18 protein-coding genes are annotated in these 18,612 nt (G+C 64.5%); 12 read left to right on the top strand and 6 right to left on the bottom strand.

Translation table 11 applies throughout. From position 1 onward, the window contains the following. Position 1: 1 nt before the first annotated feature. The 6 genes from RMP09_RS06935 to RMP09_RS06910 form a co-directional block, all read right to left on the bottom strand. On the bottom strand, positions 2-502 hold the full coding sequence (locus RMP09_RS06935) for a hypothetical protein (protein WP_310565264.1): 501 nt from the start codon (positions 500-502) through the stop codon (positions 2-4). Positions 503-606: 104 nt separating this feature from the next. After that, positions 607-1,110 (bottom strand): cytochrome c, encoded by a 504-nt coding sequence (locus RMP09_RS06930; RefSeq protein WP_310565263.1) that lies wholly within the window; start codon positions 1,108-1,110, stop codon positions 607-609. Then, on the bottom strand, positions 1,107-1,445 hold the full coding sequence (locus tag RMP09_RS06925; RefSeq protein ID WP_105730804.1) for a copper-binding protein: 339 nt from the start codon (positions 1,443-1,445) through the stop codon (positions 1,107-1,109). Before RMP09_RS06925 ends, RMP09_RS06930 begins: the two co-directional genes overlap by 4 nt. Before the next feature lie 49 nt (positions 1,446-1,494). After that, on the bottom strand, positions 1,495-1,986 hold the full coding sequence (locus RMP09_RS06920; RefSeq protein ID WP_105730805.1) for a plastocyanin/azurin family copper-binding protein: 492 nt from the start codon (positions 1,984-1,986) through the stop codon (positions 1,495-1,497). A gap of 70 nt (positions 1,987-2,056) precedes the next feature. After that, complete coding sequence (locus RMP09_RS06915) at positions 2,057-3,445, bottom strand: copper oxidase (protein ID WP_310565262.1); 1,389 nt, start codon at positions 3,443-3,445, stop codon at positions 2,057-2,059. A gap of 13 nt (positions 3,446-3,458) precedes the next feature. After that, complete coding sequence (locus RMP09_RS06910) at positions 3,459-4,568, bottom strand: TolC family protein (RefSeq protein WP_133156909.1); 1,110 nt, start codon at positions 4,566-4,568, stop codon at positions 3,459-3,461. Positions 4,569-4,714: 146 nt separating this feature from the next. On the opposite strand from RMP09_RS06910, the gene RMP09_RS06905 reads away from it, so the two are divergent. The 12 genes from RMP09_RS06905 (at position 4,715) to RMP09_RS06850 (ending at position 18,601) form a co-directional block, all read left to right on the top strand. Then, positions 4,715-5,401, top strand: coding sequence for a heavy metal response regulator transcription factor (locus tag RMP09_RS06905; RefSeq protein WP_133156910.1), 687 nt, complete (start codon positions 4,715-4,717; stop codon positions 5,399-5,401). Then, complete coding sequence (locus RMP09_RS06900; protein ID WP_133156911.1) at positions 5,401-6,798, top strand: heavy metal sensor histidine kinase; 1,398 nt, start codon at positions 5,401-5,403, stop codon at positions 6,796-6,798. The genes RMP09_RS06905 and RMP09_RS06900 overlap by 1 nt, the downstream gene beginning before the upstream one ends. Positions 6,799-6,807: 9 nt before the next feature. Next, a complete protein-coding gene (locus tag RMP09_RS06895) occupies positions 6,808-7,164 on the top strand; it encodes a hypothetical protein (protein ID WP_310565261.1) in 357 nt (118 codons plus the stop codon). Between the two features lie 111 nt (positions 7,165-7,275). After that, a complete protein-coding gene (locus RMP09_RS06890; protein WP_310565260.1) occupies positions 7,276-8,616 on the top strand; it encodes a TolC family protein in 1,341 nt (446 codons plus the stop codon). Next, positions 8,613-10,232: an efflux RND transporter periplasmic adaptor subunit gene (locus RMP09_RS06885; protein ID WP_310565259.1), complete on the top strand. Its 1,620-nt coding sequence runs from the start codon at positions 8,613-8,615 to the stop codon at positions 10,230-10,232. The genes RMP09_RS06890 and RMP09_RS06885 overlap by 4 nt, the downstream gene beginning before the upstream one ends. Beyond that, a complete protein-coding gene (locus RMP09_RS06880) occupies positions 10,229-13,366 on the top strand; it encodes an efflux RND transporter permease subunit (RefSeq protein WP_310565258.1) in 3,138 nt (1,045 codons plus the stop codon). The genes RMP09_RS06885 and RMP09_RS06880 overlap by 4 nt, the downstream gene beginning before the upstream one ends. Positions 13,367-14,320: 954 nt before the next feature. Then, entirely contained in the window at positions 14,321-14,530 is a 210-nt protein-coding gene (locus tag RMP09_RS06875; protein ID WP_310565257.1) for a hypothetical protein, read from the top strand. Positions 14,531-14,540: 10 nt separating this feature from the next. Next, a complete protein-coding gene (locus RMP09_RS06870; protein ID WP_310565256.1) occupies positions 14,541-15,050 on the top strand; it encodes a lytic transglycosylase domain-containing protein in 510 nt (169 codons plus the stop codon). Further along, positions 15,047-15,331, top strand: a complete 285-nt coding sequence (locus RMP09_RS06865) for a TrbC/VirB2 family protein (protein WP_234265043.1) — start codon at positions 15,047-15,049, stop codon at positions 15,329-15,331. The genes RMP09_RS06870 and RMP09_RS06865 overlap by 4 nt, the downstream gene beginning before the upstream one ends. Positions 15,332-15,349: 18 nt before the next feature. Beyond that, positions 15,350-15,682: a VirB3 family type IV secretion system protein gene (locus tag RMP09_RS06860; RefSeq protein ID WP_310565255.1), complete on the top strand. Its 333-nt coding sequence runs from the start codon at positions 15,350-15,352 to the stop codon at positions 15,680-15,682. Then, positions 15,666-18,176, top strand: coding sequence for a VirB4 family type IV secretion/conjugal transfer ATPase (locus tag RMP09_RS06855; RefSeq protein WP_409559692.1), 2,511 nt, complete (start codon positions 15,666-15,668; stop codon positions 18,174-18,176). Before RMP09_RS06860 ends, RMP09_RS06855 begins: the two co-directional genes overlap by 17 nt. Next, positions 18,173-18,601, top strand: coding sequence for a hypothetical protein (locus tag RMP09_RS06850; protein WP_310565253.1), 429 nt, complete (start codon positions 18,173-18,175; stop codon positions 18,599-18,601). Before RMP09_RS06855 ends, RMP09_RS06850 begins: the two co-directional genes overlap by 4 nt. Positions 18,602-18,612: the final 11 nt, after the last annotated feature.

Genomic DNA, 18,612 nt, shown 5'->3' with positions numbered 1-18,612 from the left:
GTCACTGGGCACCGGTACTGGACGGCGACTGCGGCATGCGCTGCATCATCATTTCCATCATGTTCTGCATCATGTCCATGCGCATCTCCATCATTTGATGCCGCTGGGTCATGTCCGGTGTAACGGCGCCGGGAGCCCCCATTCCCTGCATTCCAGACATGCCACCCATGGACTTCACGCCTTTCATCATGTCCATGCCTTCTTGCATCGCCTGCATGTGTTCTGCCATCAGAGACTGGCGTTCGGCCGGCGTTTTGGCCGCCGCCATCTTGGCGCGCAGCGCCTGCATGATGGTCATGTGCTGCTGCATGTGTTCCTGCATCTGCGGCATCGACGACATGCCCATGGGCATACCGGCCTGAGGTGTAGCCTGCCGGGTCGTGCCGTTGGCTGCCGGGGTGGATGGGTGGTGCTGGGTGTGGTCTGCTGCTTGCTGTGCTGCGGTGGAGAACGCCGCACCAGCGACAGCCACGGCCAGAAGGGTTCGGATCAAGGTGGACATATCGATTTCCTTTCGTGACGGAGCGCATGGCGAGATGCCATGGAGTCACTGTAGGAATCGACCCAGGTCGCCAAGATGACCCGGACATGACAAAAAAGTCAGGTTCAGCGTGGCGACTGCTGCTGGGCCTGTAGATTGATGTCGTTGTGGTGGCGCCGGGTCTCTGGTGACCACTGCGACTTGATCCAGGACAGAACCGCCACGATGTCGGCTTCGCTGAGCGAATCGCCAAAGGCGGGCATGTTGGTGGCGTAGTCGGGCATTCCAACGGCCTTCGCTACCCCTTCCTTGGTGATGCGAATCAACACATCGTCCGAGTGGTGCCAGGTGTGGCCGCTCCCGTCGTGGGGAGGCGCCGGCAAGCGACCATCGGCACCCCGTTCTCGCCAGTTGGCCTGCCCCTCCAGCGTCACGCCATGGCAACTGGCGCACCGGGCCTGGTAGATCAGCGCACCCTGCTTGAGCATCACGGCGTCATCCGGGCGAAGCAGCCCGATGGGATCTGACCGGAAGAAGTCCGCAGATGGCCCCCAGAAAAAAGCTGCGGCAATCCCTGCCAGAGCAAGAACAGCCGCAGCCAAACGGAGACGCTGAAAACGCAGGATCACTTCACTGGCTGGATGTCCGTCACCGTCATCTGCCCGTTCTCGTTCGTGACCATGAACTGGATCTTGGCACCGACGCTGGTCTTGTCCAGCAAGGCCTTGTCCTTGGCCACGAAGACCATGGTCATGCCAGGCATTTCCATGTGCTTGATTTCACCGTGCTTGATGGTGATCTTGCCGGCGTCCTTGTCGATCTTGCGGACTTCACCATCGGTCATGCTGGGCATGCCCGCCATGCCCATTTTGCTGTGGTCCATGTTCATTTGAGCGAACACGGGGTTGGCTGCAATGGCCGTGAAGGCCAGTGCGGTTGCGCTCAGAACCAGTCGCAGTTTCATCGTGAATCCTTGTGTCGTTGGGTGGAGGTTGTGATGATCGGATAGCCGCTTACTTGGCTGCCACCTTGACCTGGCCCTTCATGCCGGCCTCGTAGTGGCCCACATGCAAGCAGGCGAAGTTCACCACACCGGGCTTGGTGAAGCGCCAGATCACTTCACCCTGTTTGCCAGGCTTGAGCGAGATCTTGTTGGCTTCTTCGTGCTCCATGGTCGGGAACTTCTTCATGACCTCGTAGTGCTCCTTGAGCTCCTTTTCCGTGCCGAGGCTGAACTCGTGCGGCACCTTGCCGGAATTCTTGATGACAAAACGGATGGTCTCGCCCTTCTTCACCGACACGTTCGACGGCGTGAACCGCATGCTGTCGGCCGCGTCCACCTCGATCGTGCGCGTGACGTTGGCTGCGACACCCGGTTCGCCGATGGGCGATTCATCGTGCCCACCGCCATGGGTGCCACCAGCGAAAGCAGCCGATGCGGCCAATGCTGCAGCAGCGAAAACAAAGCCAGCGCGGGAAGCGAAGTTGAACTTGACGGATTTCATGGTTGTCCTTGGGGTTTTGGTTGGGGAAACGGTTGAGGAAAAACAGTGGTGAGACGGGCAATGGGCCATTTCAGTGGGACATGCCTTTGACGGTGGGTTTGATCGCCGTGGCGGCGGCCGGTGTCGTGTCAGCGCTGGCCGCAGGGCGTGGTGTCGGGGGAAGTGCGCCGTTCCATTCGTAGGCCACGGTTCCCTCGGGGAACTGGTACGGCCCCGGGTCCTTGTAATCGCCCGGTTTCTGGTCCTTGCGCACCTTGAAGACCGTGAACATGCCGCCCATTTCCAGCGGGCCGAACTGGCCGGTGCCGGTCATCATGGGCGCCGTGTTGTCGGGAATGGGCATCTGCATCTCGCCCATGTCGGCCATGCCGCGCTCGCCCATCAGCATGTAGTCGGGCGCGACCTTCTGGATCTTCTTGACCAGGCCCCGGTGGTCCACGCCGATCAGGGTGGGCACGTCGTGCCCCATGGCGTTCATGGTGTGGTGGCTCTTGTGGCAGTGCATGGCCCAGTCGCCTTCTTCGTCGGCAATCAGCTCGATCTGGCGCATCTGGCCCACGGCCACATCGGTGGTGACCTCGTACCAGCGCGTGCTGGGTGGGGTCGGTCCACCGTCCGTACCCGTGACCAGAAACTCGTGCCCATGCAGGTGGATCGGGTGGTTGGTCATGGTGAGGTTGCCCACCCGGATGCGCACCCGGTCGTTCAGGCGCACGTTCAGGGTGTCGATGGCCGGAAACACCCGGCTGTTCCAGCACCAGATGTTGAAGTCCGTCATGGTGTTGATCTTCGGCGTCTTGCTGCCGGGCTCCATGTCAAACGCATTGAGCAGGAAGCAGAAATCCCGGTCCACGGCGCTGATGTGCGGGTGCTTGGCCTTGGGGTGGGTCACCCACATGCCCATCATGCCCATGGCCATCTGCACCATCTCGTCCGCATGCGGGTGGTACATGAAGGTGCCGGGTCGCCGCGCCTCAAATTCATACACAAAGGTCTTGCCCACGGGAATCGCGCGTTGGTTCAGACCCCCGACGCCGTCCATGCCACTGGGCAGACGCTGACCGTGCCAGTGGATGGTGGTGTGCTCGGGCAGCTTGTTGGTCACAAAGATGCGGACGCGGTCGCCTTCGACCACTTCGATGGTCGGCCCCGGGCTCTGGCCGTTGTAACCCCACATGTTGACCTTGAAGCCTGGCGAGACCTCACGCACCACGGGTTCGGCCACCAGATGGAATTCCTTGACGCCGTTGTTCATGCGCCAGGGCAAGGTCCAGCCGTTGAGTGTGACCACTGGGTTGTAGGGCCGGCCGGTCTGCGGAATCAGCGGCGGTGCGGTGTCGACCGACGTTTGGATGACGGGCTCCGGCAAACCCGCCAGGGCGGAACGGGCCACGGCCAGGCCGGCCACGGAGGCGGCTGCACCGGCGAAAAACTGGCGTCTGGAATTGGTGTTGGTCATGTGTTGTGTCCTTTCAATGCGCTGCTGCAGCCGGGGCATCGCCACCGGCGCCCCCCAGGCTCACAAAACTGTCGGGCTCTCCGCCTTGCAATACCCACTGCAGATCGGCTTCAGCGATCCAGAAGTCGCGCTGAGCGCCGATGGCGTCCACGGTGGCCTGGGACTGGTTGCGCACCTCGTCCAGCAGGTCCCATACGCTCTTGAGCATGCCGTTGTAGTGCAGCACCGTCTCTTCGGTGATGAACTCACGGGTTTTCAGAATGTCTCCCTGGCTGTCCTGCGCCAACGCATGGGCGGCCCAGTAAACGTTCATGGCCGACTTCGACAGAGCACGGTTGCGCAGGCTTTCTGCATCTGGCAAATGACTGCGAACCGCTTCAGCCCGTTTCTGCAGTTCGGCCGCTGTCATGGGTTGCACCGGGATAGCAGGCAGCTGGTCCGGCAGCGCAAAGCCATCCTGAAGGCCTGTTTGCCCCATCGTCTTGACCAGATTGGCCTGGGCCTGGGCGGCGGCTTGCTGTGCTCGCCGCAGATTCATGCGTGCGTTGGACGCAGCCAGTTGTACGGGAGACAGTTGCAGCTTGCTCCAGTTGCCCACCGTCACCATGCGCTGCCCCAGTTCATAGGCAGCCTGAGCCGCCTCCAGCATGTCACGCTGGTGCTTCAGGACCTGCTGGGCGGCCACAGCGTCAATCCAGGCTTTGCGCCCCGCCGCAGCCACCTCCAGCACCTCGCCGGCATCCTCGACGCGGCGCTGCAGGCTGGGGTCGAGTTCCGTCCAGCGACCTTCTGCGATCAGTTGCTCGTTCTTCGGACCCAAACGAGCCAACGCACGGGCCAGATCGCGGTGCAACGTCCAGGCCATGCGAACCGCAGCCTCTGCGGTGGGGATGGCAACACTCATGGTGCTGCCTGGCGTCGCGGTGACTGCACTGACGTTGGCCTGCTCCCACTTGAGCACGTCGGCATGGCCGCGCTTGAGCGCTCCCACCGCGTCGTTGGCCCGGCGCCAGTCGGCCTCCTGCGTCGGGCTGGCCGTCTGGGCAGCCAGCGCGACTGGCAGGGCCAACAGGCCCGCTGCCAGCAGCTGGCTCGTGGTTCCATAACTGAACAAAGGTTTCACTGCAATCGCTCCTTTTGATGTGGATCAAGTGGTGCGGATTCTGGCGAGGCGAGTTCGTCACTTCCCTGTCGGTCAGATTACAAAAATGTCAGCTTTTGTCGCGCCCGCCTCGATACGGGCAAACTCGAGGTCAGGAGAACGTGAACGTGAAAATTCTGATCGTCGAAGATGAGCCCAAAGCGGGTGACTACCTCAGACAAGGCCTGCGCGAGGCCGGCTTTGCCGTGGACCTCGTCACCAACGGTGTGGACGGTCTGCACCATGGCCTGGAGGGGGACCACGATCTGGTGATCCTGGATGTCATGCTGCCAGGCATGGACGGATGGCAGGTGCTCAAGAACCTGCGCAGTCAGGGGCGCCAGATGCCGGTGCTGTTCCTTACGGCACGCGATCAGGTTGAAGACCGCGTCAAGGGCCTGGAACTGGGGGCCGACGATTACCTGGTCAAGCCATTTTCGTTCGCCGAGCTGCTGGCCAGGGTCCGGACGATCCTTCGGCGTGGCCGCACGGGTATGGAACCCACTTCGATGAAAGTAGCCGATCTGGAGCTCGACCTGCTGCGCCGGCGGGTGACCCGGTCCGGCAAACGCATCGATCTGACGGCCAAGGAATTCGGCCTGCTGGAGCTGCTGATGCGACGACATGGCGAGGTGCTCCCGCGCTCCCTGATCGCCTCGCAGGTGTGGGACGTGAACTTCGACAGCGACACCAATGTGATCGAAGTGGCCATGCGGCGCTTGCGGGCCAAGGTGGACGATGCATTTGAACCGCGCCTGATCCAGACCGTGCGCGGCATGGGCTACGTTCTCGAAGCACCCGAGGACGCCCACTGATGCTCGGCCGGCTGTCGCTGACGGCGCGCTTGACCGCGCTGTACACCCTGGTATCGGCCTGCGTTCTGGTCGGGCTGGGTCTTCTGGTCTCGATAGCCGTAGGTCGGCACTTTGTCGAACTCGATAGGGATTTCCTGAAGGACAAGATCGACCTGGTGCAAACCATCGTCGGTGAGGCATCGTCATCGGAGATGCTGGTCCCTCGACTGGATGAGCTTTTGACCAGTCACCACGGGTTGTTCATTGAGCTGCGCCAGAGCGCGGGGCGGGTGTATGGCGCAAAGGGGTCGGTGTTTTCCGTTTTGCCGTCATCCATCGGTACAGATGGGCGCACATTCGACTGGACGGCCGGTGACCAAACGCTGCGCGGTCTGAGGGCGGCCATTCGACCTCCCTCCAGATGGACGGGCCAAGCCAGTGACGGCGCATCACTTGAACTTTTGATCGCGCTGGACACAGCGCACCACACCCATTTCATGCAGTCGCTCAGGCAGACCCTGGCGCTCTACCTGGTAGGCGCGATCCTGATCAGCGGTCTGCTGGGCTGGTTGGCCGCCCGCCGTGGCCTGGAGCCCTTGCGTGTCATGAGAGCGCGCGCCATGACGGTCACGGCCCATAAGCTGGACCAGCGCATGCCAGTGGACGCAGTCCCGGCGGAGTTCGCCGACCTGGCGCAGAGCTTGAACACCATGCTGGAACGCCTGCAATCGGACTTTGCGCGCCTGCAGGAATTCTCCAGCGACCTGGCGCACGAGTTGCGAACCCCCATCAACAACCTGCTGACCCAGACCCAGGTGTCGCTGGCGCAGAAGCGGGACGTGAGCGTGTACCAGGACATCCTGGCGTCCAACGCCGAGGAGTTGCAGCGGCTGGCCCGCATGGTCTCCGACATGCTGTTCCTCGCCAAGACCGAACACGGGATCGAACTGCCGCACCGCGAGACCGTGTCGCTGATCGACGAAGTGCTGGACCTGTTCGACTTCTACGAAGCGCTGGCAGAAGAAAAGCACATTGCCCTCGAAGCGGATGGCAATGCGCACATCGTGTGCGACCGGCTGATGATCCGCCGCGCAATCAGCAACCTCCTGTCCAACGCGATCCGGTACTCGCCGCCGAACGCGCCCGTGCGGGTGTTGGTGACTCAGGGCGACGGTCAGATCCAGCTTTGCGTGCACAACGCCGGTCCCGCAATCCCCGCAGCCGACCTGCCGCGACTGTTCGACCGCTTCTACCGAGCCGAGAAGTCGCGCAGCAACCCCGACTCAGAAGGCACGGGTCTGGGCCTGTCCATTACCAGAGCCATCATGCAAGCCCACGGCGGGTCGGCATCGGTGGCGTCCACCGAACAGACGACCACCTTCTGCCTGAGCTTTCCCACGCAGGACGCATCGTCCTAGAATCCGCCCATGCGCCTGCTCCTGGCTCTCCTGTTGTGCTTGGCCCTGCCTCTGCAGGGTTGGGGTGGTGGTTTGCGCCTGCAGCCGCCATGCCCAATGGAAGCAGCCATGACCATGCAAGGCGACTCGTTCCACGCCGGCCAGGAGATGGCGATGGACGATTGCTGCAACGACGCTGAGACCTTTCAACTCACCGGCAAGATGTGCAAGACCGGGCAGGAGTGCCAGGCCCCCACGGGCTTTGTGGCGCCGCCGGTCATGGCTTTGGCGCAAACGCTTCCCGTAAGCGAGCTGCACGCACCCGCGCTCCCCGAGCCACTGCGTGGCTCTCCCGCCAACATCTGGCGTCCGCCCTCCCTGCTCTGACGTTTCCACCCTGACACCACTCGGCCTCTGAAGCCGGGTCGGTGGTCAGCCAGTGGCAGCCGCGCGTCCCTGCGCGTGCTCAGCCCGTGTGCATTCTTTCGGAGCAGAAACATGGAACCCCTTTCACCGGCCTTCGGTGGGCTGGGCCGCCGTCGCGGCCAGTTCATCGCCCGCTGCCGCACCGCGATCGCACCTGTACACATGGCAGTCCTGATCGGTCTTGCGACCTCCCCCATCGCACAGGCCGCAGAGCCGCTATCGTTGCCGCAAGCCGTCCAGGCGGCGCTGGCTCGTTCACCCGCTCTGGTCGCCCAGGACGCAGCAGCCCGTTCGGCAAGAGAAACGGCCGTGGCGGCTGGCCAGCGCCCCGACCCGGTCTTGCGTCTGTCGCTGGACAACGTCCCGCTGTCCGGGCCCGACCGGTACAGCACCACCCGCGACTTCATGACCGCCAAATCGGTTTCGCTGATGCAGACCTTGCCCAGCGCGGCCAAGCGCCAGGCACGCACGGCGCGCTTTGAACGAGAAGCGCAAACCGCGGAAGCCGGGCGCCTGGAGCAAACCGCCACCATTGGCCGAGATACCGCCATGGCGTGGTTGGAGCGCCAGGCCTTGGAACAGCGTCTGGCGTTGCTCCAAGAACAACTGGGCGAAGCCCGCCTGCTCGTGCAGGCCAGCGAATCGGCCGCACGCAGCGGCAGCGGGTCCCCGGCCGACTGGATTGCAGCTCGGGAGTCGGTCGCCCAGTTGCAGCAAACACTGCTGGGCGTCGAGGCCGAGCGCCGCAGCGCGCGCCTCACCCTGGCCCGCTGGACCGGCAGCGACCCCGAACAGCCGTTGGCCACCCCTCCCGATGTGACCTCTTCACCAATGGGGGCGGGCGATGGGGCCGAGCGCCTGGCGCACCACCCCGAACTGGTGCGACTCTCGGCGCAGGAGGCGGCCATGGCCGCTGAAGCGGAAGTGGCACGGCAGGAGCGAGAACCCGACTGGAGCACCGAGCTCATGCTCAGCCTGCGCGGCCCGGGTTACCCGAACATGGTCTCGCTGGCGGTTTCGGTGCCACTGCCCTGGGATCGCCCCCAGCGGCAGGACCGCGAACTCGCGGCCCGACTCGCCCAAGTGGACGCCTTGCGGGCCGAACGCGAGGAGCGAGCTCGGGAACACCTGGCTGAAATCCGTCGCTGGGAGGAAGGCTGGCGAGCCGGTCTGGCCCAACTCGCTCTGATCGATGCCGAGCGGCTGCCGCTGGCCGAGCAGCGCATCCAGACGACGCTGGCCGCCTACCGGGGCGGCAGAGCGCCCTTGAGCGAGGTGCTGGCCGCACGGCGCATGGCGCTGGACCTGCGAATGGAGCGGATCGACCTGCACCTCTCGACCGCCCGCCTGTGGGCCCAACTCGCCTACCTCATCCCCGCCGAACCGGCCGCTGCACAAGGAGTGACACCATGAACAATCGAACCAGCATCGGCCTGGGTGTCGTGGCCTTGACGGTCCTGGGCGCGGTGGGCTACGGTGCGTGGACCGCCGGCATGCGCTCGGGCATGGAGATGGGCTCGCCGCCGTCATCACCCAGCGCCACCAGCGCCCCGCAAAACCCGGACGCCTGGACGGTGGTTCAGGGCGGCGAAGCCACCGCCCGCCACCTGCGCGACGGCCTCAAGGCGGGCGACATGGACCCCGTGACCGGCCGGATGATCCTGAACTACCACGACCCCATGGTGCCCGGCAAAAACTTCGAGGCCCCAGGCAAATCGCCCTTCATGGACATGATGCTGGTGCCGCGCTACTCGGGCGGCGCGAGCGCCAGCGCAGGTGCCGACACCGGCGCCGTGGGGGTGAGTCCGCGCATCCAGCAAAGCCTGGGCCTTCGCACGGTGGAGGTAGTTCAAGGATCGCTGAATGGCGGCTTCTCGGTGGCGGGCAACGTGGCCTGGAACGAGCGCAACCAGGTGGTGCTCAGCGCGAGGTCCATGGGCTTCGTGGAGAAGCTCCACGTCCGGGCTGCACTGGACCGCGTGGCGGCCAGTGCGCCGCTGGCCGAGATCTACGTCCCGGACTGGGTGGCGGCCCAGGAAGAGTACCTGGCGGTCGCGCGCATGCCGGGCGCCGACCTCGGGCCGCTGCGCGACGCCGCGACCCAGCGCATGCGACAGGCCGGTATGGACGCGGCACAGATCGAACAGGTGGTTCGGACCGGTGCGGTGCAATCCCGTTTCACGCTGCGCGCGCCGATCGGTGGCACTCTGACCGAGCTGATGGTGCGCGAGGGCGCGACCGTGATGCCGGGCATGCCGCTGATGCGCCTGCAAGGCACGGCAACGGTGTGGGCCGAGGGCCAGGTGCCCGAGAGCCAGGTGGCACTGCTTCAACCCGGCGCGAAGGTCAGCGCCACCAGCCCGGCGGCGCCGGGGCAGACCTTCGAGGGCCAGGTACAGGCGATCCTGCCCGAGGTGGACCCCGCCACGCGCACGCTCAAGGCGCGGCTGGAGCTGAACAACCCCGGCGGACGCCTGGTGCCGGGCATGTTCGTGCAGATGCGGTTCGCCGAACCGGCAGGCCAGCCGGCCTTACTGGTGCCCAGTGACGCGGTGATCCACACCGGTCGCCGCAGCGTGGTGATGCTGGCCGAAGACGGCGGGCATTTCCGGCCGGTGGAGGTACATGCGGGGCGCGAGGCTGGTGGCCAGACCGAAATCGTGCAAGGTCTGCAGGCGGGTCAGCGGGTGGTGTTGTCGGGCCAGTTCCTGATCGATTCCGAAGCCAGCCTTCGTGGGCTGGAGGCGCGCCTGAACCAGGCCCCTGCGGCGGCAGCGGATCTGCACCGCACCGATGCCGTGATCGACGCCGTGAACGGAGACAGCGTGACCCTCACCCACCCCGCCATCCCGGCGCTTAAGTGGCCCGGGATGACGATGGCGTTCCACCTGCCACCGGTCGAACAGCGGCCACGTGGCCTGTCCCAAGGAGATCCGGTGCGCATCGAGTTCCGCACGCAGGACGGGGCCGAACCGCAGATCACCCGGATCGAGCGGTTGGCGCCGAGTGCGCAAGGAGCCAAGCCATGATCGCGCGGCTTATCCACTGGAGCATCGGCAACCGTTTCCTGGTGCTGCTGGCCACCGTGATGCTCACCGCCTGGGGCGCGGTGTCGATGCTGCGCACACCGCTGGACGCGCTGCCCGACCTCTCGGACACCCAGGTCATCATCCGCACCAGCTGGCCCGGCCAGGCGCCGCAGATCGTCGAAAACCAGGTCACCTACCCGCTGACCACGACCATGCTGTCGGTGCCCGGTGCCAAGGCGGTGCGCGGCTACTCCATGTTCGGGGACAGCTTCGTCTACGTGCTGTTTGACGACGGCGTGGACCTGTACTGGGCGCGCTCCCGCGTGCTGGAGTACCTCAACCAGGTGCAGTCGCGGCTGCCGCCGTCGGCCAAGTCCTCCCTGGGGCCCGACGCCACCGGCGTGGGCTGGATCTACCAGTACGCGCTGGTGGACCGCAGTGGCAGCCAGAGCCTGGACCAGCTGCGTTCACTTCAGGACTGGTTCCTGCGCTTTGAGCTCAAGACCGTGCCGGACGTGGCCGAGGTGGCCAGCCTGGGCGGCATGGTGCGCCAGTACCAGATCGTGCTCGACCCCGACAAGCTGGCCGCCTACCGCATCACGCAGACGATGGTGAGCGAGGCGATCGGCCGCGCCAACCAGGAGGCCGGGGGATCGGTGCTCGAACTGGGTGAGGCCGAATACGCGGTGCGCGCCAGCGGTTACCTCAAGACCCTGGACGATTTCCGGGCCATCCCACTGAAGACGACCGACCTGGGTGTTTCAGTGCGCTTGGGCGACGTTGCCCGGGTGCAGCTTGGGCCGGAGATGCGGCGCGGCATCGGCGAACTCGACGGCGAGGGTGAAGCGGCCGGTGGCCTGATCGTGATGCGTTCGGGCAAGAACGCGCTAGAGACCATCGGAGCCGTCAAGGCCAAACTGGCCGAGCTGCAAAGCGGTTTGCCTGAGGGGGTGGAGATCGTACCGGTGTACGACCGCTCCGGGCTGATCGAGCGCGCGGTGGACAACCTGGGGTTCAAGCTGCTGGAAGAGTTTCTGGTGGTGGCCGTGGTCTGCGCGCTGTTCCTGTTCCACCTGCGCAGCGCCCTGGTGGCCATCGTCTCGCTGCCGCTGGGCATTCTGATGGCGTTCATCGTCATGCAGCAGCAGGGCGTCAACGCCAACATCATGTCGCTGGGCGGCATCGCGATCGCCATTGGCGCGATGGTGGACGCTGCGGTGGTGATGATCGAGAACGCGCACAAGCACCTGGAGCGATGGGGCCATGAGCATCCGGGGCAAAACCTCTCAGGCGAACCCCGCTGGCGCGTCATTGGCGAGGCCGCCGCCGAGGTCGGGCCCGCGCTGTTTTTTTCTTTGTTGATCATCACACTGAGCTTCATTCCGGTGTTCACGCTGCAGGCACAGGAGGGACGGTTGTTCGCGCCCCTGGCCTACACCAAGACCTATGCCATGGCGGCGGCGGCAGGGCTGGCCGTCACGCTGATCCCGGTGCTGATGGGCTACCTGATCCGGGGACGCATCCCCGATGAACACGCCAACCCGTTGAACCGGCTACTGATCGCGCTCTACCGCCCCTGCCTGAACGCGGTGTTGCGTGCACCGAAGCTGACGCTGGTGGTGGCCACCGTGTTGCTGTTGGCCAGCCTGTGGCCGCTCAAGCACATCGGCGCCGAGTTCATGCCCAGGCTGGACGAGGGGGACCTGCTGTACATGCCGACCGCACTGCCCGGCCTGTCGGCCGGCAAGGCCGCCGAGTTGTTGCAGCAGACCGACCGCCTGATCAAGACCGTGCCCGAGGTGCTCAGCGTCTACGGCAAGGCCGGCAGGTCTGACAGCGCCACCGACCCGGCCCCGCTGGAGATGTTCGAGACCACCATCCAGTTCAAGCCGCGCAGCCAGTGGCGCACCGGCATGACGCCCGACAGGCTGGTCGAGGAGCTGGACCGCACGGTGCGCGTGCCCGGCCTGTCCAATATCTGGGTGCCCCCGATCCGCAACCGCATCGACATGCTCGCCACCGGCATCAAGAGCCCGGTGGGCGTGAAGGTGGCCGGCGCCGACTTGGCGACCATCGACCACCTCACGGGCCAGATCGAGACGGCCATCAAACAGGTGCCCGGGGTCAGTAGCGCGCTGGCCGAGCGCCTGACCGGCGGGCGCTACATCGATGTGGACATCCGGCGGGATGACGCGGCGCGCTACGGACTGAACATCGCCGACGTACAGGACGTGGTGGCGGGTGCGGTGGGTGGTATGGAGGTCGGACAGACTGTCGAAGGCCTGCAGCGCTATGCCATCAATCTGCGCTATCCGCGCGAACTGCGTGATTCGCTGGAGGCACTGCGTGCCTTGCCCATCGTGAGCCCACAGGGTCAGCGCCTGGTGTTGTCGGATGTCGCCCGTATCGCCATCTCGGATGGCCCGCCCATGTTGCGCAGCGAAAACGCCCGGCTAGCCGGTTTCGTGTACGTGGACATCCGTGGGCGCGACCTGCGTGGCGCAGTGAAGGAGATGCAGCGCGTGGTAGCCGAGCAGGTGGATCTGCCACCCGGCTATTCGGTGTCGTGGTCCGGGCAGTTCGAATTCCTGGAGCGGGCCACCGCCCAACTCAAGCTGGTGGTGCCGTTCACGCTGCTGGTGATCTTCCTCTTGCTGTACCTAACCTTTCGACGCCTCGACGAGGCCCTGCTCATCATGGCCACGCTGCCCTTCGCCCTCATCGGCGGCATCTGGCTGCTCTGGGCGCTGGGGCACAACCTGTCGGTGGCCAGCGTGGTCGGCTTCATTGCGCTCGCGGGTGTTGCGGCCGAGTTCGGCGTGATCATGCTGCTGTACCTGAAGCAAGCCTGGGCCACGCGGCTGGCCCAGGGGCTGGACAGCGATGACCACCTGCTCGACGCGATCCGCGAAGGCGCGGTCCTGCGCGTGCGCCCAAAGGCGATGACGGTGGCGGTGATCGTGGCTGGTCTGTTGCCCCTGTTCTGGGGCGCGGGCGCGGGCAGCGAAGTGATGCAACGCATCGCTGCGCCGATGGTGGGCGGTATGCTGAGCGCGCCGATTCTGTCCATGCTGGTGGTGCCGGTCATCTATCGGTTGATGAGGAGGCAATGCGTCGATCAAATCCGGTCCTGACGTTGCAAGACAAAGGGGGCGGTCGCGAACACGCTCGACCGCTGCCTGCGACCTGGCGATGAGTGCGGCGTTAGTGACGTCGCACTTGCCGGGTCAATGATTCCCTTTGTCCGCTGTGCCTCGGACGTCCGTCATTCAGTTCAGCAACTCACTCTGTGGCCAACAGCCGCTGTGTGCCAGTTCGCGTGAAAACGCAGGGCAGTACGCACCGACAGCCATCGCTGCACAGCGGACTTCGTCGACAAGATTTGAGTCGTTATGCACCACACATCTCGTTCAGGTTCGTGTCACCGACGCACTGCGCAGAGCTTCTGATGGACTTTTGGAGCTGTGTGACTCGATATTGAATGCGGGTCGGCCTGAACAGTCGGCCCTCCTCACTGAAAGTCGCGTGACAGCGACTTTGATTTGCCCGGCCCTTGTGCCGAGCTTTCCTTTTTTGGGTGTGCCTCACAGAACCCCTGACACACCCAACGCGGAAGCGCTGGAAAACAGCCCAAATCCAGCAGCGGAACAGGCACCTCTCAGTCCTACATTGACCTCACAGCACCCAGCGAGATGAAGTGACCTTCACCTCCAGCGGATGCGGAAACTGTGAGGTGTCTGGTGGACTTCATCCTTTCAAGAATTCGGCACTTGGCCTCGCGCTCCGGAGCAACGCGCGCAGCAGCCACCAGCCGGAAGTCACGCGCGGCGGTGGCGTCTGCCGCGGTGCTTTCGGTGAGTCTTCTCGCCCCCACGGCCGCGCATGCCGTAGACGGTTGCCTGGTGTTGCTGTGCTTCGCGGCACCCAGCTGGAAGTCGATCCCTCAATGTGTGCCGCCGATTCGGCAGGTACTTCGGGACCTGGCCCGGGGTAAGGCGTTCCCCACTTGCGGGATGTCCGGCGCTGGCCATTCGGCCAGGCATGCGTGGGCCCGAGCACCGGGCAACTGCCCGCCCCAGTACACCCGTGTGCACGAGGCCGAAAGCGGTCCGATTTACACCTGTGACTACACCGGTGCGATCACGGTCACCATCGACGGAAAGCAGTTCACGCGCACTTGGTGGGACATGGGTGGCGACACGGTGACGGATTTCAGTCCGGTCGCGAAGTCCCAGCTCGGCATTTGGGACACACAGTACGACGACGACCGGGCCGCCTGGCTTCGCTCACGTCCTTGAGGCCAACGCCATGGAAGCCTCCACCTTCGCAGCGCTGGTCCTGGCCTGTGCACCACAAGTCCATTTGTCCACGGCTCAGGCGCTCGTCTCCGTCGAAAGCGCCTTCAACCCCTGGGCCATCGGCGTGGTGGGTGGTGCTTTGCGCCGCCAGCCCAGCCACCGGGATGAAGCACTGGCCACTGCCAATCAGTTGCTCACCGCCGGGCGCAACTTCAGCGTCGGCCTGGGGCAAATCAACGTGAGCAACTTTCAGCGCCTGGGTTTGAACACTAGCAGTGCCTTCGACCCCTGCCAGAACCTGTCGGCCATGCAGTCCGTGTTGACGGAATGCTTCGACCGAGCAGGCCTGTCACAAAGTGGTGCGGACCCCCTTCAGTCCGCCCTGCGCAAAGCCCTCTCTTGCTACTACAGCGGCAACTTCTCAACCGGCTTTCGCCATGGCTATGTGCAGAAGGTTGTCGCCGCAACCCGTTCACTGCCCCGCCCTCGTTCCAACCCGTCATCCAAGGAGCCGTCATGAATCGCCAGAAACTGTCTCAAGGCCAAGTCCGTGCCCTCAGCCTGTTGATGTTGCTGCCACCCCAGGTCTGGGCGCAAGGCTTCGACAAGGTGAACACCACGGTCACCAACGTCAACGCGATCCTGGTGACGATCTCCGTGGCCGTGGTGACGATCGCCATCATCTGGGCCGGCTTCAAGATGATCTTCCAGGGCGCCCGGCTGGCCGATGTAGCCAACATCCTGATCGGTGGCACCCTGGTCGGCGGTGCAGCCGCGTTTGCCAGCTACATCGTGAGCTGACCTCTGCAGGCATCCACCATGCAAGCCGAGACCATCTACAAGGGGGCGACTCGCCCGGCCATGAAACTGGGCATTCCGATGGTGCCACTGGTGGTGCTTTTCGGTAGCGGGATGCTGCTGATGATGTGGGGCGGCATCCTCGTGAGCTGGTGGATCGCAGTGGGCGTGCTGGTGTCCTTCGTGCCCACCCTGTTCTGGATGCGATGGGTGACATCCCGAGACGACCAGCGGTTTCGGCAAATCTTCATCGCACTCAAGCTGCGATTGCACGACCGCAACCGGCGGTTCTGGTGCGCGCGCAGCTACTCACCCACCCTTTTTCGGGGAGCGTCCGATGACTGGCATCTTTGACCGCTCGGGGAAGGCCGCACGCCGCACAACGCGACGCCCTGTGGCAGGTGGCCCGCAGCCTCGCCACTGGTCGCAGGCTCTGGCGGAGAACCCATTGACCAGGTTCGTACCCTTCTCTTCGCTGCTGAGCGACCACGATGTCATCACCCGTGGTGGCGATTTCCTGCGGGTGTGGCGGCTCGATGGCGTGGCTTTCGAGTGCGCCGACGACTACCTGGTTACGGAACGACACGAAGCACTCTGCAGCCTGCTGCGCAACCTCTCGGGTGGCCAGTGGGCCGTCTGGACGCACCGGCTGCACCGCAAGATTCAGGATGCTCTGAGCGACCCAGCGGAAGATGGGTTTGCCAAAGACCTGTCACAGGCTTATCAGGCGCACCTGAACCAGCGGGCGATGATGAGCAACGAGCTGTACCTGACCCTGGTCTACCGGCCCACCGCCTCACGCATCAGCCGTGCGCTGCAATCGCCGCAGCGGTCCAAGGCCGCCATCGCTGAAGCGCATGCCGAAGCGCTGCGTACGATGGAAGAGCGCACGGCGTTCGTGTACCGTGTACTGCGCGGGTTTGGCCCGCAGTTGCTGGGCGCGCGCGAACACCGGGGACGCCTCTATTCGGAAGTAGCCGAGTTTCTGGGCTACCTGGTCAACGGGTACTGGAAGCCAGTGCCTTTCACGGCTGGACCACTGCACCGCACCCTGCCCTCGACCCGTCTTTCATTTGGCGGCGACAAGCTAGAGCTGAGAAATGGGGATCAGCGGCGCTGCGCGGCCCTGGTGGACATCAAGGAATACGCCGATGCTGTTGAACCCGGCATCCTCAACGCCCTGCTGTACGAAGACAGCGAGTTCATCGAGACGCAGAGTTTCTCGATCCTGCCGCGCCGCGAGGCCACCCGAGCCCTGGAGCTGCAACGCGATCAGCTGATCGCCAGCGACGATGTGGTCTCCAGCCAGATCGCGGACATGGACGAGGCATTGAACGAGCTGGGCGATGGCCAGTTCTGCATGGGCGAGTACCACTACAGCCTGGTGGTCTTCGGCAACCCGGGTGAAGACACCCTGGCCGATGCCGGCCGCCGTGCGGCGCAGGCCATCGGCGCCGTGGGTGAGTCGTCAAGCCTGCAGATGTCGCCGGTGGACCTGGTGGCCGACGCCGCCTGGTTCGCCCAGATGCCGGGCAACTGGCAGTGGCGCCCGCGCGATGCCAAGTTGTCTTCCCGCGCCTTCGCCGCGCTGGCCAGCGGGCATAACTTCGCCCGTGGCAAGCGCGACGGCAACCCGTGGGGCGAAGCGCTGGCGCTGCTGAGGACGCCTTCCGGTCAGCCGTTCTATCTGAACTTCCACAGCAGCCCCGACGGCGAAGACTCGGCCGACAAGAAGCTGCCCGGCAACACCATCATCATCGGGTCCACCGGGGTCGGAAAAACCACCCTGGAGATGTTCCTGCTGACGCTGACGCGTAAGTGGGACCCAGCACCGCGACTGGTGTTGTTCGATCTGGACCGGGGTTGCGAGATCGCCATCCGGGCCATGAACGGCCGGTACTTCACGCTCGAAGCTGGCAAGCCCACCCACCTCAACCCGCTGCAGCGCGACCCCACGCCGGCCCGCATCCAGTTCTGGGAACAGTTGATGCGCACCTGCATCGCCACCCCCGCCCTGCCCCTGCTACCGGCCGACGAGCGCGCCATCGCTGATGCCGTCAAGACGGTAGCGATGATGCCGACCGCCCTGCGCCGCTTCTCGACCATCCGCCAGAACCTGCCCAAGTCCGGCGAGAACAGTCTGTACGAACGGCTGGGCCGCTGGTGCGAGGGCGGCGCCTTGGGCTGGGTGTTCGACCAGGCCAACGACCAGCTGATGAACCTGCAGTCCGCCTCGGTCATCGCTTTCGACACCACCGAGTTCCTGGACCTGCCAGAGGTCCGCACGCCGGTCATGCTGTACCTGCTCCAGGTGATGGAGGAGCTGGTCAACGGCGAGCGGCTGATCTACGTGATCTCGGAGTTCTGGAAAGCACTGGACCACGACATCTTCAGCGACTTCGCCAAACAGAAACAGAAGACGATCCGCAAGCAGAACGGCCTGGGCATCTTCGACACCCAGAGCCCATCCGACGTGCTGCGCCACCCCATCGGCCGCACGATGGTGGAACAGAGCGTCACCAAGATCTTCCTGGCCAACCCAGAGGCGGTGCGCGAAGAATACGTCGAAGGTTTTGGTCTCAGCGAAGCCGAGTTCGGCATCGTGCGCAGCCTGGGCGCGCAGGGTGGCCGGCGCTTCCTGGTCAAACAAGGGCACAGCAGCGCGATCTGCGAGTTGGACCTCAGCGGTTTACAAGACTTCGTGACCGTGCTGTCGGCCACCACCGACAACGTCGCCCTGCTGGACACCGTTCGTGAACAACACGGTAACGATCCGTTTCTCTGGCTTCCCGTGCTGCTGCGCGAGGTTCAGGATCGCAAATCCCGCAACTCCAGGAGAGCGACATGACCCGGTTTCACACCCTTCCCATTGTGTTGACGCTTGTCGTTTTCAGCACGAGCGCCAGCGCCCAATTCGTGAAAGGCAACGAGGCGGTTCGCACCTCAACCACCGGTGAACGGTTGGTCGAGTTGGCACCAATGCCCAGCTCCGGTCCCATCCGAAAGACCAAGCCCTGCCTGGCTCAAGCAGGATGCCACGCAGGCCCCTGGCACATGGTGGAGACGCGAGAAGGTCTGGTGGAGTGCACCGAGGTCTATGCACGTGAAGGCACCTGCAGGCCCTCCAGCTACGGCACCACCAAACTCTCCCGCATCTGGGTAGTGAAGGCCGGCGGCCAGTGGCTGCAGTGCCAGTACCCTGATCTGGGCAGCAAGTGCGTCAAAGTCTTCGCGCCGCCCCCGACCAACCTGCCCTACCCGGCCGTGCAATAAGGGAGCGATGT

The sequence above is a fragment of the Hydrogenophaga sp. genome (assembly GCF_031426985.1).
Taxonomy (GTDB): domain Bacteria; phylum Pseudomonadota; class Gammaproteobacteria; order Burkholderiales; family Burkholderiaceae_C; genus Hydrogenophaga.
The sequence above is the reverse complement of the archived record's forward strand: the minus strand, read 5'-3'. Positions and strand labels throughout refer to the sequence as shown.